This window comes from Microbacterium sp. LWH3-1.2 (assembly GCF_040675855.1).
In the GTDB taxonomy this organism is placed as follows: Bacteria; Actinomycetota; Actinomycetes; order Actinomycetales; family Microbacteriaceae; genus Microbacterium.
Window position 1 is genome coordinate 886,597 of the sequence record NZ_JBEGIK010000001.1, and the last position, 22,282, is coordinate 908,878.

22 protein-coding genes are annotated in these 22,282 nt (G+C 70.5%); 11 read left to right on the forward strand and 11 right to left on the reverse strand.

The genetic code is table 11. From position 1 onward, the window contains the following. Nucleotides 1–32: 32 nt before the first annotated feature. From MRBLWH3_RS04225 to MRBLWH3_RS04240, 4 genes are all read right to left on the reverse strand, one after another. A complete protein-coding gene (locus tag MRBLWH3_RS04225) occupies nt 33–767 on the reverse strand; it encodes a Pr6Pr family membrane protein (protein ID WP_363428999.1) in 735 nt (244 codons plus the stop codon). 253 nt (nt 768–1,020) lie between these two features. Then, on the reverse strand, nt 1,021–1,776 hold the full coding sequence (locus tag MRBLWH3_RS04230) for a Pr6Pr family membrane protein (protein ID WP_363429001.1): 756 nt from the start codon (nt 1,774–1,776) through the stop codon (nt 1,021–1,023). Next, nucleotides 1,773–2,021 (reverse strand): hypothetical protein, encoded by a 249-nt coding sequence (locus MRBLWH3_RS04235; RefSeq protein WP_363429003.1) that lies wholly within the window; start codon nt 2,019–2,021, stop codon nt 1,773–1,775. The genes MRBLWH3_RS04230 and MRBLWH3_RS04235 overlap by 4 nt, the downstream gene beginning before the upstream one ends. 57 nt (nt 2,022–2,078) lie before the next feature. Continuing rightward, a complete protein-coding gene (locus MRBLWH3_RS04240) occupies nt 2,079–2,222 on the reverse strand; it encodes a hypothetical protein (RefSeq protein ID WP_363429005.1) in 144 nt (47 codons plus the stop codon). 290 nt (nt 2,223–2,512) lie between these two features. On the opposite strand from MRBLWH3_RS04240, the gene MRBLWH3_RS04245 reads away from it, so the two are divergent. Then, entirely contained in the window at nt 2,513–3,769 is a 1,257-nt protein-coding gene (locus MRBLWH3_RS04245; protein WP_363429007.1) for a D-alanyl-D-alanine carboxypeptidase family protein, read from the forward strand. A gap of 9 nt (nt 3,770–3,778) precedes the next feature. Here the strand turns inward: MRBLWH3_RS04245 and MRBLWH3_RS04250 are convergent, their stop codons facing one another. Next, the gene (locus MRBLWH3_RS04250; RefSeq protein WP_363429009.1) at nt 3,779–4,291 is read right to left on the reverse strand and encodes a DUF1990 family protein; all 513 of its coding nucleotides are present in this window, start codon (nt 4,289–4,291) and stop codon (nt 3,779–3,781) included. A gap of 80 nt (nt 4,292–4,371) precedes the next feature. Between MRBLWH3_RS04250 and MRBLWH3_RS04255 the strand changes: the two genes are divergently transcribed. Continuing rightward, nucleotides 4,372–4,563: a hypothetical protein gene (locus MRBLWH3_RS04255; RefSeq protein WP_363435282.1), complete on the forward strand. Its 192-nt coding sequence runs from the start codon at nt 4,372–4,374 to the stop codon at nt 4,561–4,563. A gap of 249 nt (nt 4,564–4,812) precedes the next feature. Here MRBLWH3_RS04255 and MRBLWH3_RS04260 read toward each other — a convergent pair whose 3' ends face one another. After that, a complete protein-coding gene (locus tag MRBLWH3_RS04260; RefSeq protein ID WP_363429011.1) occupies nt 4,813–5,634 on the reverse strand; it encodes an alpha/beta fold hydrolase in 822 nt (273 codons plus the stop codon). Nucleotides 5,635–5,785: 151 nt separating this feature from the next. On the opposite strand from MRBLWH3_RS04260, the gene MRBLWH3_RS04265 reads away from it, so the two are divergent. The 3 genes from MRBLWH3_RS04265 (at nt 5,786) to MRBLWH3_RS04275 (ending at nt 9,618) form a co-directional block, all read left to right on the forward strand. Beyond that, nucleotides 5,786–6,799, forward strand: coding sequence for a GlxA family transcriptional regulator (locus tag MRBLWH3_RS04265; protein ID WP_363429013.1), 1,014 nt, complete (start codon nt 5,786–5,788; stop codon nt 6,797–6,799). 247 nt (nt 6,800–7,046) lie between these two features. Then, a complete protein-coding gene (locus tag MRBLWH3_RS04270; protein ID WP_363429015.1) occupies nt 7,047–8,333 on the forward strand; it encodes an adenylosuccinate synthase in 1,287 nt (428 codons plus the stop codon). Between the two features lie 97 nt (nt 8,334–8,430). Then, on the forward strand, nt 8,431–9,618 hold the full coding sequence (locus MRBLWH3_RS04275; RefSeq protein WP_363429017.1) for a lactonase family protein: 1,188 nt from the start codon (nt 8,431–8,433) through the stop codon (nt 9,616–9,618). 430 nt (nt 9,619–10,048) lie between these two features. Here the strand turns inward: MRBLWH3_RS04275 and MRBLWH3_RS04280 are convergent, their stop codons facing one another. Continuing rightward, entirely contained in the window at nt 10,049–11,272 is a 1,224-nt protein-coding gene (locus MRBLWH3_RS04280) for an AI-2E family transporter (RefSeq protein ID WP_363429019.1), read from the reverse strand. Between the two features lie 133 nt (nt 11,273–11,405). On the opposite strand from MRBLWH3_RS04280, the gene MRBLWH3_RS04285 reads away from it, so the two are divergent. The 6 genes from MRBLWH3_RS04285 to MRBLWH3_RS04310 all read left to right on the forward strand — a co-directional run bounded on the left by MRBLWH3_RS04285 (nt 11,406) and on the right by MRBLWH3_RS04310 (nt 17,669). Further along, nucleotides 11,406–11,699, forward strand: coding sequence for a chorismate mutase (locus tag MRBLWH3_RS04285; RefSeq protein ID WP_045302127.1), 294 nt, complete (start codon nt 11,406–11,408; stop codon nt 11,697–11,699). 639 nt (nt 11,700–12,338) lie between these two features. Further along, nucleotides 12,339–13,688: a quaternary amine ABC transporter ATP-binding protein gene (locus MRBLWH3_RS04290; protein ID WP_363429021.1), complete on the forward strand. Its 1,350-nt coding sequence runs from the start codon at nt 12,339–12,341 to the stop codon at nt 13,686–13,688. After that, complete coding sequence (locus MRBLWH3_RS04295) at nt 13,685–14,686, forward strand: ABC transporter permease (RefSeq protein WP_363429023.1); 1,002 nt, start codon at nt 13,685–13,687, stop codon at nt 14,684–14,686. The genes MRBLWH3_RS04290 and MRBLWH3_RS04295 overlap by 4 nt, the downstream gene beginning before the upstream one ends. Then, on the forward strand, nt 14,683–15,570 hold the full coding sequence (locus MRBLWH3_RS04300) for a glycine betaine ABC transporter substrate-binding protein (RefSeq protein ID WP_363429025.1): 888 nt from the start codon (nt 14,683–14,685) through the stop codon (nt 15,568–15,570). The genes MRBLWH3_RS04295 and MRBLWH3_RS04300 overlap by 4 nt, the downstream gene beginning before the upstream one ends. Nucleotides 15,571–15,693: 123 nt before the next feature. Further along, on the forward strand, nt 15,694–16,602 hold the full coding sequence (locus MRBLWH3_RS04305; protein ID WP_363429027.1) for a patatin-like phospholipase family protein: 909 nt from the start codon (nt 15,694–15,696) through the stop codon (nt 16,600–16,602). Beyond that, nucleotides 16,602–17,669 carry a 1-acyl-sn-glycerol-3-phosphate acyltransferase gene (locus MRBLWH3_RS04310; RefSeq protein ID WP_363429029.1) on the forward strand — a complete coding sequence of 356 codons (1,068 nt, stop codon included), beginning with the start codon at nt 16,602–16,604 and terminating at the stop codon, nt 17,667–17,669. Before MRBLWH3_RS04305 ends, MRBLWH3_RS04310 begins: the two co-directional genes overlap by 1 nt. Nucleotides 17,670–17,828: 159 nt before the next feature. On the opposite strand, the gene MRBLWH3_RS04315 is transcribed toward MRBLWH3_RS04310, so the two are convergent. The 4 genes from MRBLWH3_RS04315 to purL form a co-directional block, all read right to left on the reverse strand. Continuing rightward, nucleotides 17,829–18,785: a hypothetical protein gene (locus MRBLWH3_RS04315; RefSeq protein ID WP_363429031.1), complete on the reverse strand. Its 957-nt coding sequence runs from the start codon at nt 18,783–18,785 to the stop codon at nt 17,829–17,831. Nucleotides 18,786–18,824: 39 nt separating this feature from the next. Beyond that, nucleotides 18,825–19,631 (reverse strand): hypothetical protein, encoded by an 807-nt coding sequence (locus MRBLWH3_RS04320; RefSeq protein ID WP_363429034.1) that lies wholly within the window; start codon nt 19,629–19,631, stop codon nt 18,825–18,827. A 72-nt stretch (nt 19,632–19,703) separates the two neighbouring features. Beyond that, complete coding sequence (locus tag MRBLWH3_RS04325) at nt 19,704–19,841, reverse strand: hypothetical protein (RefSeq protein ID WP_181911767.1); 138 nt, start codon at nt 19,839–19,841, stop codon at nt 19,704–19,706. 106 nt (nt 19,842–19,947) lie between these two features. Next, nucleotides 19,948–22,281: a phosphoribosylformylglycinamidine synthase subunit PurL gene (purL, locus tag MRBLWH3_RS04330; protein ID WP_363429036.1), complete on the reverse strand. Its 2,334-nt coding sequence runs from the start codon at nt 22,279–22,281 to the stop codon at nt 19,948–19,950. Between the last annotated feature and the right edge of the window lies 1 nt (nt 22,282).

Below are 22,282 nucleotides of genomic sequence, written 5' to 3' on the forward strand. Positions count from 1 at the left end.
GCAGCATCTGCGGCCTCCCCCCGTGGCGCTCATCAGATCAACAGCGTGTGGCGCGCGACCGGTGCACCGTGGCGTGTGGACCGCTTCTCGCGGTACCGGCCGATCAGGATGATGATCGTGCCGATCGCCAGGAAGCCGACCAGGATCACGCCGATGTAGGTGAACGCCGACGAGTAGCCGCCTGCGCCGTGCGGGTCGAGGAACGGGTACGGGTACCACCACGGTGTGGTGCCGTCGGGGTTCGCGACGCGCTCGCCGCGGACCATCGTGTACGTCGTCCATGCCAGCGGGTAGCCGACCAGCACGGCGAGCGACCACCAGGGCAGCGCCCGCCGGCGGGGGGCCAGCAGCAGGTCCAGCACGAAGTAGATCGGCAGGACCACGTGCAGCACCTCGGCCGCGTACTTGTCGAGCATCGCGATCCCGGCGGAGTCGCCGAGCGCGACGGCCGACGGCAGTCCGCGCAGCAGCGCGTTGTAGACCAGCCCGAGCAGCAGCACGGGACCCGTGACCGCCGCCAGAGCCAGTGCGACGCCGAACGGCTCGCGCGAGGAGCCCGGGTGCCGCATCGCCCATGACGCGGCCACGAACAGTGTGACGATGCTGAGCAGCGTCGACACGATCGTGAACAGGCTGAAGTAGTTCGCCAGCACATCGCCGAGGCCGTGCCCCTGGCGCGCTGCGCGGTCTACGTTGACGATGAAACCCGCGACGACTCCGGAGATCCCGGTGAGTGCCGCGGCGATTCGGAACCATGCCCAGTGCATGTCCTACCCCTTTCGACATCACGCGTAGTGCGTGTCGCTTTCTGCCCCGAGCACAGATGTACTCCCGCGGATACGGGGGTGTATCAAACCTTTGTGTGGGCAACGTGCGGAAAACGCGCGCCCGGGACCCCGCGTTGTCAGGAAGCTACAACGTGTCCACCGTTTGGTGGACAACGTCGACAAAAGCCGCGGAAATCCGGGCGTGTCCGCCGTTCGGGGGACATGATTCAGCCTGTGGGAACGGCTGGTGGATTCAGTCCGACGCGACGGAGGAGGGGACGGATGCCGCCTCCCCGGCGTCATCCGACGCACTCGCGGCTGCCCCTCGGCGCCGTCCCCAGCACACGACGAAGGCGCCGACCGCGACGATCGCGGCCGCGATCCCGATGACGTAGAGGACCACCGAGGGCCAGCCGCCGGGGTTGTTCGGGTTGAGGAACGGGTACGGGTACCAGAACGGATCACCGCTGACCGGGTTGGTGATGAGGGGTCCGCGGATCATCGTGTAGATCACCCAGACGATCGGGAACGCGACCACGGCCCAGAGGGTGCGCCAGGGGAGGGCTCGGCGGAGCGGTCCGAGGAACACGTCGAGGAGCAGGAAGATCGGGCCGATCAGGTGCAGCACCTCGTTCGACCACGGGATCGGCGCACTGCCCGTCGGCAGCTCGATGCCCCGCAGCAGGGTGTTGTAGACGATGCCCGTGATGATCATGTACGTGCTGACGCACGCCAGTGCGACCGCGGGACCGTGGGGCTCAGCATCCGTTCTCCGTCCCTTGAACAGGTACCAGAGCGCGATGCAGGCGAGCACGACCGCGGCGGCGGCGTTGGAGAGGATCGTGAAGAAGCTGAAGAAGTTCGCGATCGTCGTCGGGACGTCGCGGCCGAGCTCGATGGCCGTGCCGATGGACTTGGTCAGCTGGGCCGAGATCGCGGCGACCGTCACCCCCGCCATCGCGAGTCGCAGCACCGTCCACACCGTCGCCCATCCCCGCGTGCGCGTCATGCGCTCACCATACCGACCGGGGTGTGTCGCGGTGCGTCGCCGTGGTCCGTCGAACGGAACACGGGGACGGCACGCTCCGGCTTGACGAGGTACCGGCGGCCGGCGGGAGAGGTCCACGGGATGGCGCCACCCGGCATCCCGCAGCCGGGCCCCATGCACCGATCCGCCCGCCACTTCACCAGCTTCGCCAGCGCCGGTGGAGGCCGGTACTGGTCGCGGCCGACGGACAGGATGATCGAGCTCATCCGGGAGCAGCTGGTGGGGGGAGCTCGGGGTCGGTGAACATGCTTCCACACGAGGACTTACCGGCCGATCAGCACCGGCTCCGGGTCCACGGAGGGCACGATCGCGACCGGAGTGGCGTACTCGGCGCCGCTCTTGCGCCCATCATTACGACGAACCGCGTCCGGCGCGACCGGGGGCGCAGCATCCGTTCTCCGGATCACGAGATCTGTCCCGCGCAGGACGATCCGAGCCGAATCGTCCTGCCGCCCTCAGATCGCCTGATCTCGCCAAGCGACGTCGGGCCGCGAGTCCGCCGGCCGCACCCCGCTCCGGCACGACCCGACAAGAAGGTGGTGAGACGGGGAGTCTCAATGATGCATGATGGGGTTCAGCATGCACGAGGGGAGCATCCATTTCGACGCCGCAGCAGCCCACGGATGAGTTCTCCGACCTCGCCGAGCTGCTCAATGACGAGCGCGAGGTCCTGGGGCGCCGCTGGGTCGATCCGCAGGTGCGGCGCCGTCGCCGACGCATCGGGCTGATCGTCACCGCGATCGTGCTCTTCGTGCTGCTCGCGGTCCCCGGCGGGTACGTGTGGTGGGCGCTGACGGCACCGGTGAGCGCTCCTGTCGTCGAGACGCACGAGCCGCCCGTGACGGTGCCGGCGGCCGCCGCTGTCGCCCTCCCGTCCACCGGCGCGTCCGCGATAGCGATCGCCGGCGGCGACGCGTACCTCGGGACGGACGCGAGCGGCATCTGGGCGACGAGCGGGACCGGCGAGCCGCGGTCGATCGCGAGCATCACGAAGGTCATCACGGCGCTCGTGATCCTCGATCGGCATCCGCTGGCGGACGCCTCGGATCCCGGCCCCACGATCACCTTCAGCAAGGCCGACCACGACCTCTACGACCAGTACTACGTGCGGGGCGCCACGATCGCGGCGATGCCGACCGGCAGCTCGATGTCGCTGCACGACGCGATCGCGACGATGCTCATCCCCTCGGCGAGCAACTACGCGGAGGCCGTCTCGACATGGGCCTTCGGATCGCAAAGCGCCTTCCGCGGTGCCGCGCAGCGGTGGCTCGCGGCGAACGGGCTCACCGGCACGACGCTCGTCGAGCCCACCGGCCTGGATGCACGCAACACCAGCACCCCGGCCGACCTCATCGCGCTCGGCAAGCTCGCCGCCGCGAATCCGACGATCGCGAGCGTCGCCGCGACGTCGTCCCTCTCGCTGCCCGGTCCGGGCCGCATCGTGAACACCAACGACCTTCTCGGGAGCAACGGGATCACCGGCCTCAAGACGGGAAACCTCGGAGAGGGCACCTACAACCTGCTGTTCACCGCATCCGTCCCCGTCGGGACGGCGGAGCCGCTCAGCGTGACCGGAGTGGTGCTCGGGGGCTACACCCGCGCGAACGTCAATCACGACGTCATGGCGCTGATCGACAGCATCCGTGCCGGCTTCCACGAGGTGCCGGTGGCCGAGCGAGATCAGCAGATCGGCACCATCACGGCGCCGTGGGGCTCGTCGGCGCAGGTCGTCGTCTCCGACTACACGACGATCTTCACGTGGTCCGACACCCCGATCGCCGTGGAGATGACGACGACGACGCCGAAGACCTACACGGACGGCGAAGTGATCGGCACCATCACATGGACGGCAGGGCCGAACACGGCGACGTCTCCGATCGAGATCGACGGCACCATCGTCCCGCCGACTGACACATGGCGCCTCACGAATCCTGGCGAGCTCGGCGGCCAGTAGAGGGGTCGCTCAGCGCGCCGCGCGGACGCGCAGCGCGCGAAGGTAGCGGCGGCGGGCGACCGCCTGCGCCAGGAGGAGCACCGGGTACATCACGCGCCAGTGCCCGCGACCCGGGCGCGTCAACGAGCGGATGGTCAGCAGCACCGAGCTGCCGTCGCGGTGCACGATGAACGCTTCCTCGCCCGTGACCGGGTGGCCGGGGAGCGTCCGGTAAGCGAAGCCCACGCGGTCGCTCTCGTCGACGACGGCGACGACCTCGACGGGCTCGCGCACCGACAGCCCGAACGGGTGCGCCACGATCACCGGCCGGTCGCCGGGACGAACCGCGGTCGCCTTCGGCCTGACGCTGAAGCCGCTGCGGGTCTTGACGCCCCACCGCAGCACCTCGGTCCCCGCCCAATCCCAGACCGCCGGTCCGTCGCCGAGATGGGTCGACGTCTCCCAGCGTCGAAAGCCCCCCGGGCGCTCGCGCCACTCCGCGCTCGCCGGGTTCGTCCAGGACGCACGTTCGCCGTCGGCCACCCCTCGATCCTGCCACCGCCCGGTTCGACGGGGCCTGTCGCCAGGGGAGCCGCGACCCTAGAGTCGGGACCGTGAAGCGAATGTGGCCGTTCCTCGTGCCCGGCGTGATCCTGGGCGCTGTCGGGCTGCTGTGGACCCTCCAGGGGGTCGGCGTGCTGCAGGGGTCGTCGATGACCGGGTCCACGCTGTGGGCCACGATCGGTCCGATCGTGCTCGTGATCGGCCTGGTGCTGATCTGGATCGGGATCGCCCGCCGCCGTCGCACTCGCTGATCGGCGGGAATCGGCCGACCTGCGGCGACCGGTGCGCCCCAGGGTGACCTATCGCGACCGGGTGACCTCGATCGACATTCAGCGCTGGACGGCCTTCTCGTCCGACCCCGCGGGCGGCAATCCCGCCGGCGTCGTGCTGGATGCAGCCGTCCGCCGAGGATCGCGTCCTCGAACGCGGCCCGGTGCCGTTCCTCGTGCCTCGAGCCCGGGAGCCCCACCCGACGGCGGGCTCCCGAGCCGTGCCTGCGATCAGTTCGCGATGAAGGCGAGGATGTCGGCGATGAGCGCCTTCTGGTACTCGCCCGAGATGCCGTGCGGGGCGCCCTTGTAGACCTTCAGGGTGCCGTCGGCGACGAGCCCGATGGACTTCTCGGCAGCCGCGGCGATCGGCACGATCTGGTCGTCCGAGCCGTGGGCGAGCAGGATCGGCACGTCGAGCGCCTTCAGGTCCTCGGTGAAGTCGGTCTCGGAGAAGACCTTGACGCACTCGTACGCCGCGGCGAGACCGGCGAGCATGCCCTGGCGCTGGAAGTCGTCGATGAGGCCCTGCGAGACCGCGGCGCCCTCGCGGTTGAAGCCGTAGAACGGCACGGCGAGATCCTTGTAGAACTGCGAGCGGTCGGCCAGCACGCCGGCGCGGATGCCGTCGAAGGCCTCGATCGGGGTGCCCTCGGGGTTCATGTCGGACTTCACCATGATCGGCGGCACGCCGCCGGCGGTGACGACCTTGCGGACACGGCCCTGGCCGTGCTGCGCGGCGTAGCGCACGACCTCGCCGCCGCCGGTCGAATGACCGATCACGACGAGCTCGGTGAGGTCGAGGTGCTCGATGAGCTCGGCGAGGTCGCGGGCGTAGGTGTCCATGTCATGCCCGCGGTCGGTGTTGGTCGAGCGGCCGTGACCGCGGCGGTCGTGCGCGATGGCCCGGTAGCCGGCATCCGCCAGCAGCTTGGACTCGACGGCCCATGCGTCGGAGCTCAGCGGCCAGCCGTGGCTCAGCACGACCGGCTTCCCGGCGCCCCAGTCGGTGTAGTGGATCTCGGTGCCGTCGGAAGTGGTGAAGGTCGGCATGGCGGACTCCTTGCGATCGTCGGGCCGACCCGTCGCCCCACTCGCCGGAGCCGTCACGGGCGACGGCGCCACCATCGAGCCTCCACGATCTGCGCCCGCGGCGCCCCGCTCCAGCGGCCTCGCATCCCACGATTCGGGACAGGATGGAGGGATGCACTCGACCTCCGTCCCACGGCGAATCGCGTTCCTGCTGTTCGACGGCGTGAAGAGCCTCGATTACGTCGGCCCGGCCGAGGTGTTCGTCGAAGCCAATCAGGCCGTGCAGGGATACGAGGTCGTGCTGCTCTCGCCCGACGGGCGCGACGTCATGACGTCGCTCGGCGGCACGGTCTCGGTGCACGGTGCGGCGCGGGAAGCCGGGGACTTCGACACCGTGATCGTGCCGGGCAGCGAGCTGCCGCCTCGCGACTTCGCACAGGGGCCGTTGACGGATGCTGCGGCCGCCCTCGCCGCGCGAGCACGCCGTGTGGTCTCCATCTGCAGCGGCGCCTTCGTGCTCGCCGAGATCGGCGCGCTCGACGGCAGGCGTGCCACGACGCACTGGAAGTTCGCGCCGGAACTGGAACGGCGTTACCCCGGGGTGCGCGTCGAGTCGGACGCGATCTTCGTGCGCGACGGCGACGTCTCGACGTCGGCCGGGGTCGCGGCGGGCATCGATCTGGCGCTCGCCCTCGTCGAGGACGACCACGGCGCCGACGTCGCGCGGCAGGTCGCCCAGCTGCTGCTGGTGTACCTGCAGCGTTCGGGCGGCCAGTCCCAGTACTCGGTGCCGCTGCGCGCCCGCGCGCAGCCCGCGTCGATTGTGCGCCGTGCCACCGACCTCGTCGACGCGGATCCGGCCCGGGCGTGGACCGTGCCGGCGCTCGCCGCCCTGGTGGCCGTGAGCCCTCGGCATCTGACCCGCCGGTTCCGCGAGGAGCTCGACCAGTCGCCGGCGGAGTACGTCATGGCGGTGCGGTTCGATCTGGCCCGCGTTCACCTCGAAGCAGGGACGAACGTGACCGAGACCGCCGCGCAGGCGGGCTACGGCAGTGCGGAGGCCCTGCGCCGCGCGTTCATTGCGCGCCTGGGCATCTCGCCCTCGCAGTACCAGCGCCGGTTCCGCTCCGCGCATGCGTCGGTGCAGGATCGGCGCAAGGAGGACGGGTTCGAACTCGCCTCCTGATCGCACGGCGGCAGGGCTGACTCCGGCCCGCGCTCCGCGAGCCGCCGCGCAATGGCGTGCCCGTCTCGGCACGCGACCTGCGTCGCGTGCGGCCTCCTTCGCACGAGGCGATCCGCCCCTCACCGTTCCCGCGGCGTCATACGTGCGTCCCACATCGGATGCCACGGGAGGACTCACGGCGCCGGAAGGCGTCACGAACCGTCCCGATAGGATGGGGTGTAACCGTCCGATAACGGGGGAGTAGCCCATGCCAGGCATCGTGATCGTCGGAGTCCAGTGGGGAGACGAGGGCAAGGGCAAGGCCACCGATCTTCTCGGTGAGCGCACCGACTGGGTGGTCAAGTTCAACGGCGGCAACAACGCCGGCCACACGGTCGTCATCGGCGACGAGAAGTACGCGCTGCACCTGCTGCCCTCCGGCATCCTGTCTCCGGGCGTGAACGCGGTCATCGGCAACGGCGTCGTCATCGACCTCGAGGTGCTCTTCTACGAGCTCGAGGCGCTCCACGCCCGCGGTCTCGACACCTCGCGCCTGCGCGTCAGCGCGAACGCTCACATCATCACGCAGTACCACCGCACCCTCGACAAGGTCACCGAGCGCTTCCTCGGCAAGCGCCAGATCGGCACCACCGGTCGCGGTATCGGCCCGGCCTACGCCGACAAGATCAACCGCGTCGGCATCCGCGTGCAGGACCTCTTCGACGAGAACATCCTGCGCCAGAAGGTCGAGGGCGCCCTCGACCAGAAGAACCACCTGCTGGTCAAGATCTTCAACCGCCGCGCGATCACCGCCGACGAGATCGTCGAGGACCTGCTGTCGTACGCCGAGCGCCTGCGGCCGATGGTCGCCGATACGTCGCTGCTGCTCAACGACGCCCTCGACGCAGGGGACGTGGTCGTCTTCGAGGGCGGCCAGGCGACGATGCTCGACGTCGACCACGGCACCTACCCGTTCGTGACATCCTCGTCGGCCACGGCCGGGGGTGCGGCGACGGGCTCGGGCGTCGGCCCCAACCGCCTCGACCGCATCGTCGGCATCGTGAAGGCCTACACGACGCGCGTCGGCTCGGGCCCGTTCCCGACCGAGCTGTTCGACGAGAACGGCGACTTCCTGCGCTCGCGCGGCTTCGAGTTCGGCACCACCACCGGCCGCCCGCGCCGTGTCGGCTGGTACGACGCGCCGATCACCCGCTACGCCACGCGCATCAACGGCATCACCGACCTCGTGCTGACCAAGCTCGACATCCTCACCGGCCTCGACGAGATCCCGGTGTGCGTCGCGTACGAGGTCGAGGGCGAGCGGTTCGACGAGGTCCCGGTGAACCAGTCCGACTTCCACCACGCGAAGCCGATCCTCGAGTACTTCCCCGGCTGGAAGCAGGACATCTCCGGCGCCCGCACCTTCGACGAACTCCCCCTCGAGGCGCAGCAGTACGTCCTCGCGCTCGAGGCGATGAGCGGCACCCGCATCTCGGTGATCGGCGTGGGCGCCGCTCGCGACGCCGTCATCGTGCGTCACGACCTCGTCGACTGACGCTCGCCCACCCGGTCGTTGAGCGACACCTCGACTCGCTTCGCTCGCCCAGTGCAGGTCTACGCGTGACGAGACGCCCCGAGCCTTACGGAGACGCATGAAGTTCTGGCTGGGCGGCTACACCGCCGACATGGGCGGTAGTGCGTCCGGATTCGGGATGCTGCTCGCCGGCGTCGCCGACGAGGCCTCGGCGGGCGGCCCGCTCGCGTTCGCCGGTGAGGTCGCCACGACCGACTCGCCGTCATGGCTGGTGCCGCACCCGGGTTCCCTGACCGTCTCCCCGGGCGATGTCGTGTACGCGGCGCTCGAGGCTCGGCAGCAGGTGCAGGCGTTCCGCCGCATCGGGGAGGCGACGTTCGCCCCGCTCGGCGCGCCCGTCGCCGCGGGCGAGGCCGTGTGCCACGCCGCGGTGTCGCCCGACGGCCGCTTCCTCGTCGCCAGCTGCTGGGGCGACGGACGCGTGGTCCGGATGGACCTGGATGCTGCGGGCCGACCTTCGTCGCCGGTGATCGCTCCCGCGGCCGTCGACCCGTACGGACCCGACGGCCCGCCGGAGCAGGCCGGCGACATCGACCTCGCGGCGGCCGCCCGCGCGCTGCGTGAGGCCGCCGGCGCGGAGTACGCGCACCTCGTCCCCGACCACGACCGCGCCGCCGCCGCAGCCGACGAAGCCGCGGCCGAGGCATCCGGCTCCCGTCCCTCTCGTGCTCACGAGGCGGCGTTCCTGCCGGGCGGTATCATCGCGACGACCGACCTCGGCTACGACGTCGTACGGTTCTGGCGCGACGGGACGAACGGACTGCGGCAGGTGCAGCAGGTCGCGCTGCCGCAAGGCAGCGGTCCGCGGCACATGGTGTGGCACCCGAGCGGGCATCTGTATGTTGTCACCGAGTTCTCGTGCGAGCTGTTCGTGCTCGCTCCCGCGGCCGACGGCACCTGGGGCCTCGTCGGCGGCACGTCGCTGGGTGCCCTTCCCGGCGACAGTGGCGCCGAGCTTGCGGCGTCGCGCGACGGCGAGTTCGTCTACGCCGGCGTCCGCGGCAGCAACACGCTCGCGACGCTCCGGGTTCGCGGCGCCGGCGAGTTCGTCCAGCCGGTCGCCCTCGTGGACGCCGGGGTGGACTGGCCGCGGCACCACGTGGTCGTGCGCGACATCCTGCTCGTCGCCGGGCAGCTGTCGAACGAGGTCGCCTCGCTCACGCTCGACGTGCGCACGGGCGTGCCGGGCCGCGTGCGGCACCGCACCGAGGTCCCCTCGCCGACGTGCCTGCTCCCCGTGCGCTGACCGGGACCGACGTCGCTGCCTCTGGTGGTCGTCTCGCCTCGGACCCTCTCGCTCCTCAATTGAGGTGTCCACGATGACCTCCTTCCTCACGTCAGGAGTGGCCGCCGCCGGTCCGAATCGGTAGAACTGACCGATTCCGCCGGGCCGTAGCATCCGTCCTCTGCTCCGTCTGAGTCGATGCGGATCCTCGATTGAGGAGCGTTGCCGGGACGCGGAGCGAAATGCCGGGCCGGGCTCCTCATCTCGGCCCAGATCCTCAATTGAGGAACGCACGGAGGTCTCAGGTGGTGGAGGCGAGGTCGGGCTCGAACGCGTCGGCGGCGGCGGAGCGGCTGGGCGCGCCGAGCTCGACGATGGCCCCGCACAGAAGCGCGCGGCCTCGGGCGCCGACAACCCCCGCGCCCGCGGTGCGGGCACGGCGTTCGCAGTGTCAGATCTTGGCGTCCTGCTTGGGGATGAAGACCTGTTTGATGATCAGGAGGATCGATGCGGTCACCGGGATGGCGACCAGCGCGCCGAGGAGGCCGAGCAGCGTTCCGCCGACCATCGCACCGATCACGACGAGGGCACCCGGCACCGAGATCGCCTTGTTCATGACCTTCGGCGTGAGCACGTATGCCTCGAGCTGCATGTAGATGAGGTAGATGATCGCGAAGATCAGCGCAGGCACCCAGCCGCCGGTGAAGAGCGCGATCGTCGTGGCCGTGATCCAGTAGAGCACCGAACCGATGAGCGGGATCAGGGTGATGAGGAATGCCAGCACGCCCATCAGCGCCGGGAACGGCAGCCCGAGGAAAAGGTGCAGCAGGAAGGCGACCACCGAGTTGCAGAACGCCAGCACCACCATGCCCATCAGGTAGGCGCCGATGGAGTCGGTGATCTGGTCGGTCATAGCCGCCGCCTTCTTGCGGTTGCGGGCAGCGACGAAGCGGTTGAAGGCCACCTTCATGGCGGGGAGGCCCGCGAGGAAGTACAGGCTCAGCACGAGCACGATGATGAGGCCCGAGATCGTCGTGCCCACGCTCACGGCGAAGTTCACCACGCCGCCGCCGATGGCGGCGATGTTCGCGGGGTTGGTCAGGAACTTCTCCACCTGGTCGGTGATCTGGCCGACCTGCGACCCGAACGTGTCGCTGAGCCAGCCGTAGAAGTCGGACTTCTGGAAGTTCGCGATGGTCGTCGGCAGGTCGGTGAAGAAAGCGCTGATCTGCTTGATCAGGGTCGGCACGACGAGGAGCAGGATGCCGGTGAGCACCAGCGCGAACGCCGTGTAGACGATCACGATCGCCCACGGCCGCGACACGTTGTGCCGCCCGAACCAGCGCACGACCGGATCGAGGCCGAGCGCCGCGAACAGCGCGAACACGACGTAGATGATGATCGTCGAGAGGTTCCAGAACGCCAGGCCCAGGGCGATCGCCGCGAGTCCGCCGAGCGTCAGCACCAGGCCCAACCGGAACGGGCTGTTGAGGTTCGCCCAGAACGTCTTGCCCTCCGGTGCTTCACCGGTGAAGACCGGGGCGGCGTCGGGCGCGGTCTCCGCGGGGGCGGCGGCGGTGGTCGGGAAACCGTCCGTGCCCGCCGCGGCATCGGCGGACAGGGGATCAGCAGCCTCGGCGGCGGTGGCACCGAGGGTGGGCGAGGCATCGGTCATGGGTCACACTCTAGGGCTGGGCGGTGCGCGCGACGAGGGCGCGCGGCAACTTCACCCGGATCGGGTGACGCCTCGTCATCACGGCGGGGGCGCTCAGCCGCTCGGGTATCGTCGAGGGGCGAGAAGGAGCGCCATGACCGAAGACCCCACCACGACGCTGGCGCGGCTGCGCAGCAGCATCGACAACATCGACGCCGCCCTGGTGTATCTGCTCGCGGAGCGCTTCAAGGCGACCAAGCAGGTAGGCCATCTGAAGGCCGAGCACGGAATGCCCGCCTCCGATCCGGCGCGCGAGGAGCAGCAGACCGCGCGCCTGCGCAGTCTCGCCGAGCAGGCGGACCTCGACCCGGCCTTCGCCGAGAAGTGGTTCAACTTCGTGGTCGCCGAGGTCATCCGCCACCACACCGAGGCCGCCGACTCGCGCTGACTTCCCGTTCACGTGGAACGTTCACGTGGAACACGGATGCTGCCACCCGGCCTGATCGTCGGGTGGCAGCATCCGTCGTCTCCCTCTGATCATGGAACCGTGCGCCGCAGCGTGAGGTAGGAGATCCCGCCGATCGCGACGGTGAGGACGAGCCCCCCGCGGCCAACCCGACCGCCCCGAGGCCCACCAGGGAAGACATGACCCGGCCCCACACCTCGAAGCGGGTGATCGCCCGGCGAGCATGAGGACGCGGAGGACGGTGACGGATGCGACGTTCCCCCGGCTCTCGCGGTGGATCACCTGACGCCCGGCGACGAAGGCGTCGACGGCGCTCGCGTCGCCCAGTAACCATGGAAGCCGGTGCGCCGTCAACTCCGCCCGTGTGATATCGCGCGTGCGCGAGCTACCGAAACGGCCAGCCGGTGTCGAATTTGCCGCCCCCGTGGGCGCGTGAAACGGTGGTTGAGGCCCTTCTCGGGCCCCTCCCGACCAGTCCGCGGTCGCTGGTGTCGCCTGAGCGTCAGACCGGCGAGCGTATGGTCGGCGGCCGTCGCGCGGATCCGACATCCGGCGCGGGGACGGCCGTCACCCGGGCGTGACCGATGCAGCCCCCGCACACCGGAGCTGCCGAGGTGCACAGTGACCGTTCCGCCTGCCATCGAGGCGAGGAATCTCTTCAAGGTCTTCGGACGCAATCCCCAGGACGCCGTCAAACGCCTGCGGGCCGGTGCGACGCGCGCCGACGTCGCCGACGCCGGCTCGGCCGCGGTGATCGACGCGAGCCTCCTCGTGCAGCCCGGCGAGATCTTCGTGATCATGGGGCTGTCAGGCTCCGGCAAGTCCACCGTGCTGCGCATGCTCAACGGGCTGCTGCCACCCACGACCGGCGACGTCTTCGTCCAGGGACAGAGCGTCACCAAGGCGTCCGCGAAGGCCCTGCGCGGCATCCGTCAGCGCTCCATCTCGATGGTGTTCCAGCACTTCGCGCTGCTGCCGCACCTCACCGTGCTCGACAACGCCGCCTACGCCCTCGAGATCCAGGGCATCGGGCGCGACGAGCGGCGCGCGCGGGCGCGCGAGATCCTCGAGAAGGTCGGCCTCGCCGATCGTGCCCTCGCAATGCCCGACGAGCTCTCGGGCGGCATGCGCCAGCGCGTCGGTCTCGCCCGGGCGCTCACCTCGGGCACCGACATCCTCCTCATGGACGAGGCCTTCTCGGCGCTCGACCCGCTCATCCGTCGCGAGATGCAGGAGCAGCTCGTCGAGCTGCAGCGCGAGCTCGGCCGGACCATCGTCTTCATCACGCACGACCTCAACGAGGCGATGTTCCTCGGCGACCGCATCGCCGTGATGCGCGACGGCCGCATCGTGCAGAACGGCACGCCGGAGGAGATCCTCACCGACCCGGCGAACGACTACGTCGCACAGTTCGTGCAGGACGTCGACCGCGCCCGCGTGCTGACCGCCGGCTCGGTCATGGCACCGCCTGTCGCGACGACGCCGGTGAGCGCGGGCGTGCGCGGAGCGCTCCGCGTCATGCGCGACCTGCAGGTGGGGTCGGTTTCGGTCATCGAGAACCGCCGGTTCCTCGGCTCGGTCACCGACCGCGCCGTCATCCGCGCCGTCAAGGACGGCCGCACCGATCTGCGATCGCTGGTGCGGGGCAGCCGGCCCGCCGTGCATGTCGACGACCCTCTCACCGACGTGGTGGAGCGCGCCGTCGAGAGCCCGGTTCCGGTCGCCGTCATCGACGACGCCGGGCGCCTCGTCGGCACGATCCCTCGCGTGACGCTGCTCGCCGCCCTCGGCGACATCCCGCCCGTGACCCGTGAGAACCCCATCATCGACGCGCCTGCCACGGTGCCGGCGGGCGTCATCACGCAGACGCTCGAGGTGGTCGACCAACCCGCGGCCGCGGGCCGCGCCGCGCCTCCGACGCAGGTCGGCGCCCACCAGGCCGCCCCCGCCACGGAAGGAGCCCAGCGATGAGCGACCCGATCCGTCTTCCGCTGGGCGATGTCGTCGAGACCGGCGTGCGCTGGGTGATCCACGCCCTCGGCGGGTTCTTCGACGTCGTCGCGGTGATCTTCCGCGGGCTGTACGACTGGCTCGACGCCTCGCTGTCGACCCCGCCGTTCTGGGCCGTGATCCCCGTCATCGCCGCGTTCGCCTACTGGTCGAAGGGTCTCGTGCTGGCCCTCGGCAGCGCCGTCGGGCTCCTCGTCATCGTTGCGGTCGGCCAGTGGGGCAACGCGATGGACTCCCTCGCGCTGGTGATCCTCGCCGCGGTCGTCGCGATCGCGATCGCGGTGCCGATGGGCATCTGGGCCGCGCGCAGCGACCGCGTGTCCGCGGTCCTGCGGCCCGTGCTCGACTTCCTGCAGACGATGCCCGCGTTCGTCTATCTCATCCCGGCGATGCTCATCTTCGGGGTCGGCCCCGTGCCCGGCATGGTCGCGACCATCGCGTTCGCGCTCGCCCCCGGCGTGCGCCTCACCGAGCTCGGCATCCGCGGCGTCGACCCCGAGATCGTCGAGGCCGGCCACGCCTTCGGCGCCTCGCCTGGGCGCATCCTGCGCCAGATCCAGCTGCCGCTCGCCCTTCCGAGCATCATGGCCGGCGTCAACCAGGTCATCATGCTGAGCCTGTCGATGGTCGTCATCGCGGGCATGGTCGGCGCCGGCGGCCTCGGCGGCCAGGTCGTGCAGAGCCTCAGCCGCATCGACATCGGCCTCGGCGTCGAAGCCGGCCTCTCGGTCGTCATCCTGGCGATGATCCTCGACCGCGTCACGTCGGGCTTCTCCCAGCCCCGCGCCCGCAAGGCTCGCGCCCGAAGCGTCACGAACAGGGAAACGGATGCTGCCGCCCCGGCGCCCGTGAACACCAGGCCGGTCGCGACGGCCGAGGGCGCAGCATCCGTTCCCGATGCTCCCGCCGAGCGGCCCGAGCCCGTCCCGGCCTCAGGCGACAGAGGGGAATCGACATGACCAAGCGACGCATCATCGCGGCCGGACTCGCCCTGGCCGGAACCGCCGCACTGCTCGTCGACGGCGCGCTCGTGCAGACGGGCGTCGGCGGCCCCGGCAAGGGCCACCTGAAGATCGCCGTGTTCAACGGCTGGGACGAGGGCATCGCCGCGTCCGAGCTGTGGAAGGCGGTGCTCGAGGAGAAGGGCTACGCCGTCGACCTCGAATACGCCGACCCCGCGGCCGCCTACACCGGCATCGCCAAGGGCGATTACGATCTGACGCTCGACACGTGGCTGCCGCTCACGCACGCCGAGTACCTGGAGACGTACGGCGACGAGCTCGTCGACCTGGGTGCCTGGAACGACGAGGCCCGGCTCACCATCGCGGTGAACGAGGACGCCCCCATCGACTCGCTCACCGAGCTCGCCGCGAATGCCGACGTGTTCGGCGACCGTCTCGTGGGCATCGAGGCGGGGTCGGGGCTCGTCACCGTCACGCAGAACGACGTCATCCCCGGGTACGGTCTCGAAGGCATGGAGTTCGTGACGTCGTCGACGCCCGCGATGCTCACCGAGCTGCAGGCCGCGACGGATGCCGGACGCGACGTGGCAGTGACGCTCTGGCGGCCGCACTGGGCGTACAACGCGTTCCCGCTGAAGGACCTCGAAGACCCCGACGGTCTGCTCGGCGACGCCGAGGGGATCCACACGGTGGCGTCGACCTCGTTCGCGGACGAGTTCCCCGAGATCTCGGACTGGCTCGAGGAGTTCCGCATGGACAACGAGCTGCTGTACTCGCTCGAGGACGCCATGTTCGGCCAGTACGACGGCGACGACTACGGCCGGGTCGTGGCGGAGTGGATCGCCGACAACCGGGAGTACGTAGACACGCTCGCCCGCTGACGGCCGTCGCGCCGGACAGGCCCCGGGTCGGTGCTGCTCGCCGATCCGGGGCGTTTCGACTCGCACGCCCGCTCGACGTCCGGGATCGCGGTCCGGCGGCCGGCGTCGCAATAGGGTGTGGGCATGACGGTGGCCTTCGTTCTCGGCGGCGGGGGTGTGCGCGGCGCCGTCGAGATCGGGATGCTGCGGGCCCTGCTGGAGTCCGGAATCCGCCCCGATGTCGTGGTCGGCACGTCGATCGGCGCGATCAACGGCGCGCTCGTCGCGAGCGACCCGACGCCCGCGGTGATCGAGCGCCTGCTCGACGCGTGGACCTCGCCCGAGGCGAACGCGGTGTACGGGGACTCGCTGTTCGCGCAGTTCACGCGACTCGTGAAGACCAAGACGCACCTCAACTCGCCCGCGCCGCTTCAGCACCTCCTCGAGCGGGCGCTCGGCGCCGACACGACGTTCGAAGACCTCGCCGTGCGCCTGCGCGTGGTTGCCGCGAGCATCGAGCGCGCGGCGGAGCACGTGTTCGAGTCGGGGCCGCTCATCGAGGCGATCCTCGCGTCGGCGTCGGTGCCCGGCCTGCTGCCGCCCACCCGCATCGGCGATGAGCACTTCATCGACGGCGGGATCGTCAACTCGATCCCGATCGAACAAGCGGTGGCGGTGGGCGCCACCACGGTCTACGTGCTGCAGGTCGGCCGCATCGAGACCCCGCTCGTCGCGCCGAAGTCCGCGGTCGACACCGCGCGCGTGGCCTTCGAGATCGCCCGCCGGCACCGCTACGCTCGCGACGTCGCGACCCTGCCCACCGGCGTCGCCCTGCATGTGCTGCCCAGCGGCGGTGGGATCGAGGGCGACGACTCGCTCATGTCGTACCGCCGGATGGACACCGTCCGCCGCCGCATCGACGCCGCCTACGACGCCGGCCGCGTGTTCCTCGCGGACCGCGGGCTGGATGCCGGGAGCACCTCCCCGTTCGTTGAGCGAGCTCGCGAGTCGAACGGCGGAGACGAAACGCCCCGAGCCGACGAGGAGACCTGATGCGGATGCTCCCGACGTGGCTGCGTCGCTTCCTTCTCGCTCCGCTCGTCATCGTGGCGGCGCTCCTCATGCTGGCCCTCACGCCGCTGTGGCTGCTCGTCGCCCTCGCGCTCACGTCGCTCGTTCCGGGGCGCTTCCGGCTGCCCCGCGTGCTGTGGCTCGTGACCGTGTACCTGCTGTGGGACGCGATGCTCGTGATCGCGCTCTTCGCACTGTGGATCGCGTCGGGCTTCGGGTACGCCCTGCGCCGACCCGCCTTCGTGACCGCCCACTACCGGCTCGGTGCCTGGGCGCTGCGCGTGCTCTTCTGGATCTTCGGCGGCGTATTGCGGCTCACCATCACGACGACGGGATCGGAGGGAACGGATGCTGCGACCGGCCGCGCCGCTTTCGACACGCTGTTCGCCCCCGGCACCCCGCTCGTGGTGGCGAGCCGGCATGGCGGCCCGGGCGACTCGTTCATCCTCATCCACACGCTGCTCAACGAGGTCGGGCGCCGTCCGCGCATCGTGCTGAAGTACACGCTGCAGTGGGATCCCGCGATCGACATCCTCCTGCACCGGATCCCCGCTCGATTCATCGTGCCGTCCGGGTTCGGCCACGGTCGCAGCGGCGGCGGCTCACGGGTCGAGGACGCGCTCGGCGAGCTCGCGGCCGGGCTCGGTCCCGAAGACGCGTTCGTCATCTTCCCCGAGGGCGGTCAGGTCAGTCCGACCCGCCGCCGCTCCCGCATCAAGAGGCTGCGCGACGCGGGCCGCGAGGCGATGGCCGAACGGGCCGAGGCGATGACGCACGTCATGGCGCCTCAGCCGGGCGGCATGCACGCGGCGCTGGATGACGCCCCCGACGCCGACGTCGTGTTCATCGCGCACACGGGCCTCGAGCGGCTCCACACCCTCCGCGACATCTGGCGTGAGCTGCCGATGGACAAGGGCATCACGATGCGCGCGTGGCGCGTGCCCCGGTCGGAGATCCCCGACGACCTCGACGCGCGCGCCGCGTGGCTCTTCGAGTGGTTCGCCCGCATCGATGGCTGGATCGACGCCCACCCCGAGCTCGCCGCCTGACGCGGAGGGACGACTCGGACCGGCGCTGCTCGCTGGGTTCGGCGGGTTTCGACTCGCAGGCTCGCTCAAGGGCCGGGATGAGCGCGGGTCGACGCTGACTTCCCCGTTGAGCGGAGGGCGCTCCCGCGCCCGGAGTCGAAACGCCTCGGCGCGGGGTGGTCAGCGGTGGGGTTTGGGGTGCGTCACGCGGCCCGGCGAATCTCCGCTGCCGCGGGACGGCACCGGCCACGTCGCGGCGGGCGGAGGGGTGGTGCTCGGGCGCTTCGGCGCGGGAAGCGGCTCGGGCTCGGGCTCGGGCGATGCCGAGGTCTCCGCACGGGGCGGGGGCGCGGCATCCGCCGCCGTCGACGTGGTGTTGGTGACAGGGCCCAGCTCGAGCATGACCTTGTTCTCGAGCACCTCGATCGCTTCGTCGGAGATCGAGATGAGCCCGTCGAGCTCTTCGCGCACGCGGCGGTACGCGAGCTGGCGCTCGGCCGGCGTCGCGGCCTCGTCGATTGCGACGGTCAGCAGCTTCTTGGCGGTGTCGAGGCGTTTGCGCTCGTCCTCGGTGAACGTCGAGTCGCGGAGGCGTCGCGCGTCTCGCTCGGCGACGTCGAAGGCCACCTCGAAGTCGGCCACCGCGTTGCGGTACTCGGCGAGCTGATCCTTCGACAGGCGCGCCTTGGCGGAGGCGGGACGCAGCCCGTCGGCGATGCGCTTGGCGCGCAGGAATGCGGCGGTGAGCGGCTGACGCCCGTCGCTCATGGCCGGGAACGCGATGATCTTCGCGACGTCGAGCTCATACTCGAGCCAGCGCGCGGTGACGGCGTCATGCGTCGCGAACAGGCGTTCCAGCTGGGTCACCTGCGTCTCGCGGGACGCCGACGCGCCGTGTGCAGAAGCAGCGGTCGCCGTCGGTGCGGTGATCGGAGGGAGCGCAGCCGCGGGCACGGCCTTTCCGCGGGCAGCGGCTTGGGCGGCCTTCAGCTCGGCCTTCGCGTGCATCACCTCGAGGCGGCGCTTGTGGCGCATGCGCGCGCCACGCTCCCAGGCATTGCCGACCATGCCCAGGATGCCCATAAGCGGGAAGACGAGCCACCAGAAGTTGCCCGCGAACTCCCAGAACTGCTGCACACTGTCATGCTAACGGCCGGTCGCCGCCGCGTGGTCGGCTCAGGGCACCCTGCCAGCGGGCGGCTCGCTCGCGCGGGGCGGAGGGATCCGTGCGATCAGCGCGGGAAGGCGGTCGGCGATCTCGGCGAGCACCGCCGCCGCGGCGGTGAGCCCGGCGGCGGCCGTCGCGCCCGCCGAGGAGGGGGGCGCCGCGCCGGGAACCCCCGCCTGCCGCTCGGCCTCGGCGAACGTCGCCTCGAGGTGGCTCACCGCGACCCGGTACTCCAGGAACTGCTGCGGCGTCACGCGGTCGCGAAGGGTCGGGCGCTTCGCGAGGGCCTCGCGCTGCGCGCGCAGGAAGACGACGGTCGCCGCCTGCCGCGGGTCGGTCATCTGCGGATACGCCAGCGCCTTATCGATGTCGGTCTCGTAGGCCAGCCATCGCGTGTTGACGCTGTCGTGGACGGCGTACAGGCGGTCGATCGGCAGCGGGTCGCGCGAGGAGGCGGCGCGGTACTGCGCGTAGCCCGCCTTCACGCGGGTGCGGCTCGCGCGCAGCGCCAGAGATGCGGTCTTCTCGTCCTGCCTCGCCGCCTGCAGCTCGCGCCGCGCCTCGGCGGCATGAGTGGGCAGGACGGAGGAGCGCGACTTCGCGGTCAGCAGGTCGGCCTGCGCGGTGCGGAGGCGGGCCTTGGCCGCGACCAGGTCGCGATACGCCTGGGATTCCTCTGCGCGGGCGGCATCGAGTTCCAGGCGACGTGCCCGGCGGCTGCGCGTCGTCATGCCCGCATAGGTCGCCGCCCCGGCGCCCGCGGCTGCCGGAGCGATCCACCAGAAGCTCGACATGATGAGGAGGAGGGGCTCCACTCTGCCATGATAAACGCGATATAGCGCGGTTGTCGCCGGGAGTCCGCTGACACCTCGGCCATCCGCGCGACGTCAGCCGAAGAGGAGGGCGAAGACGGTGGCGCCGCCGCCGACGAGGATCAGGGCGACGATGGTCACCCATGCGATGATCTTGACGCGCCGCTGCCGGGTGTCGTTGAAACCGCTGTACTCGTCGTCTTCCGCCGCCATGCGCCCCATCCTACTTGTGGGTTCGGGGCGCACCGCTCGCGTTCGGGGCGCATCGCGCGCGCCCCGACCGTGCGCCGTACGCCCCGAACGGGCAGCTCGACGTGCGTCAGGCGGTGTGCTCGGTGACGATCGGGCCGAAGGCGTCGGGCAGCGTGGAGGTCGAGAGGTCGCGCAGCTCCGCGAGCGGCACCGTGAACAGGCCCTGCACCTCGAGCGCCGGCTCGTCGCCGTCCGCCGCCGAGTCCGTCACGCCGATGCGCAGCACCGGGTAGCCCCGGCCGTCGCACAGGCCGCGGAACTTGACGTCGTCCTCGCGCGGCACCGAGACGATGACACGGCCCGTGGACTCCGAGAACAGTGCGGTGGCGGCATCCACACCGTCCCGCTCCATGATCTCGTTCAGCCACACGCGGGCGCCGACGCCGAAGCGCATGACGGTCTCGGCGAGGGCCTGCGCCAGGCCGCCCGACGAGAGGTCGTGCGCCGACGAGACGAGCGACTGCTGGCCCGCGGCGTGCAGCAGCTCGGCGAGCTTCTTCTCCTGCGCCAGGTCGACCGCCGGTGGGCGACCGCCGAGGTGGTCGTGGATCGTGCCCGCCCACTGCGAGCCCGACAACTCGGTCGAGGTGACGCCGAGGAGGTAGATGTTCTCGCCGGCGTCCTGCCAGCCCGAGGGGATCCGGCGCGCGACGTCGTCGATGATGCCGAGCACGCCGACGACGGGGGTCGGGAAGATCGGCTGGTCGCCGGTCTGGTTGTAGAACGAGACGTTGCCGCCGGTGACGGGAACGCCGAGTTCGAGGCATCCGTCCGACAGACCGTCCACGGCCTGCGAGAACTGCCACATGACCTCGGGGTTCTCGGGAGAGCCGAAGTTCAGGCAGTCGGTGACGGCGGTCGGCTCGGCCCCGCTCACGGCGACGTTGCGGTACGCCTCGGCGAGGGCGAGCTTGGCGCCCTGGTACGGATCGAGCTGGCAGTAGCGGCCGTTGCAGTCGGTGGCGATCGCGAAGCCGAGGCCGGAGTGCTCGTCGACGCGGATCATGCCCGCGTCGTCCGGGAACGACAGCGCCGTGTTGCCCATGACGTAGTAGTCGTACTGGTTCGTGATCCACGACGTGTCGGCGAGGTTGGGGCTCGCCACGAGCTTCGTGAACTGCTCGCGCAGCGTCTCTGAGTCGGTCGGACGCGGGAGGGCGGATGCCGAGTCCTCGCGCAGCGCGTCGATCCAGGTGGGGTAGGCCACGGGGCGCTCGTACACGGGACCGTCGACCGCGACCGTCGAGGGGTCGACGTCGACGATCTGCTCGCCGTGCCAGAAGATCTGCAGGCGCCCGTCGCCGGTCACCTCGCCGAGCACGGAGGTCTCGACGTCCCACTTGCCGACGACCTCGAGGAACGCGTCGAGCTTCTCCGGCGCGACGATCGCCATCATGCGCTCCTGGCTCTCGCTCATGAGGATCTCCTCCGGCGTGAGCGTGGGGTCGCGCAGCAGCACCTTCTCGAGGTCCACGCGCATGCCCGAGCCGCCGTTCGCGGCGAGCTCCGACGTGGCGCAGGAGATGCCGGCCGCGCCGAGATCCTGGATGGCCTCGACGAGCTCGTCGCGGTAGAGCTCGAGGCAGCACTCGATGAGCACCTTCTCGGCGAACGGGTCGCCCACCTGCACCGCGGGGCGCTTGGTGGGGCCGCCGTCGGCGAACGTGTCGGAGGCGAGGATGGATGCCCCGCCGATGCCGTCGCCGCCGGTGCGGGCGCCGAACAGCACGACCTTGTTGCCGGCACCGGTGGCGTTCGCGAGCTTGAGGTCCTCGTGGCGGAGGACACCGACCGCGAGGGCGTTCACGAGCGGATTTCCCTGGTATACAGCGTCGAACACGGTCTCGCCGCCGATGTTGGGGAGCCCGAGACAGTTGCCGTAGAAGCTGATGCCGCTCACCACGCCGTGCACCACGCGCGCCGTGTCGGGGTTGTCGATGGCCCCGAAGCGCAGCTGGTCCATGACCGCGACCGGGCGCGCGCCCATCGAGATGATGTCGCGCACGATGCCGCCGACGCCCGTCGCGGCGCCCTGGAACGGCTCGATGTAGCTCGGGTGGTTGTGCGACTCGACCTTGAAGGTGACGGCCCAGCCCTCGCCGATGTCGACGACGCCGGCGTTCTGGCCCATGCCGACCATGAGGCGGGTCCTCATCTCGTCCGAGACCTTCTCGCCGAACTTGCGGAGGTAGATCTTCGAGGACTTGTACGAGCAGTGCTCCGACCACATGACGGAGTACATCGCCAGCTCGCCCGACGTGGGGCGGCGGCCGAGGATCTCGCGGATCCTGTCGTACTCGTCCGGCTTGAGACCGAGCGCCGCGTACGGCTGCTCCCTCTCCGGGGTGGCGGTGGCGTTCTCGACGGTATCGGCGACAGCGGTCGAAGCGGGGGTGGTCACG

Excerpts from the sequence above, each read along its gene's own strand:
- MRBLWH3_RS04300 (WP_363429025.1), top strand. The coding sequence starts at position 14,683 with ATGACCAAGCGACGCATCATCGCGGCCGGACTCGCCCTGGCCGGAACC.
- MRBLWH3_RS04270 (WP_363429015.1), top strand. The coding sequence starts at position 7,047 with ATGCCAGGCATCGTGATCGTCGGAGTCCAGTGGGGAGACGAGGGCAAG.
- MRBLWH3_RS04255 (WP_363435282.1), top strand. The coding sequence starts at position 4,372 with ATGTGGCCGTTCCTCGTGCCCGGCGTGATCCTGGGCGCTGTCGGGCTG.
- MRBLWH3_RS04225 (WP_363428999.1), bottom strand. The coding sequence starts at position 767 with ATGCACTGGGCATGGTTCCGAATCGCCGCGGCACTCACCGGGATCTCC.
- MRBLWH3_RS04295 (WP_363429023.1), top strand. The coding sequence starts at position 13,685 with ATGAGCGACCCGATCCGTCTTCCGCTGGGCGATGTCGTCGAGACCGGC.
- MRBLWH3_RS04275 (WP_363429017.1), top strand. The coding sequence starts at position 8,431 with ATGAAGTTCTGGCTGGGCGGCTACACCGCCGACATGGGCGGTAGTGCG.
- MRBLWH3_RS04230 (WP_363429001.1), bottom strand. The coding sequence starts at position 1,776 with ATGACGCGCACGCGGGGATGGGCGACGGTGTGGACGGTGCTGCGACTC.
- MRBLWH3_RS04280 (WP_363429019.1), bottom strand. The coding sequence starts at position 11,272 with ATGACCGATGCCTCGCCCACCCTCGGTGCCACCGCCGCCGAGGCTGCT.
- MRBLWH3_RS04325 (WP_181911767.1), bottom strand. The coding sequence starts at position 19,841 with ATGGCGGCGGAAGACGACGAGTACAGCGGTTTCAACGACACCCGGCAG.
- MRBLWH3_RS04305 (WP_363429027.1), top strand. The coding sequence starts at position 15,694 with ATGACGGTGGCCTTCGTTCTCGGCGGCGGGGGTGTGCGCGGCGCCGTC.
- MRBLWH3_RS04260 (WP_363429011.1), bottom strand. The coding sequence starts at position 5,634 with ATGCCGACCTTCACCACTTCCGACGGCACCGAGATCCACTACACCGAC.
- MRBLWH3_RS04265 (WP_363429013.1), top strand. The coding sequence starts at position 5,786 with ATGCACTCGACCTCCGTCCCACGGCGAATCGCGTTCCTGCTGTTCGAC.
- MRBLWH3_RS04235 (WP_363429003.1), bottom strand. The coding sequence starts at position 2,021 with ATGAGCTCGATCATCCTGTCCGTCGGCCGCGACCAGTACCGGCCTCCA.
- MRBLWH3_RS04285 (WP_045302127.1), top strand. The coding sequence starts at position 11,406 with ATGACCGAAGACCCCACCACGACGCTGGCGCGGCTGCGCAGCAGCATC.
- MRBLWH3_RS04310 (WP_363429029.1), top strand. The coding sequence starts at position 16,602 with ATGCGGATGCTCCCGACGTGGCTGCGTCGCTTCCTTCTCGCTCCGCTC.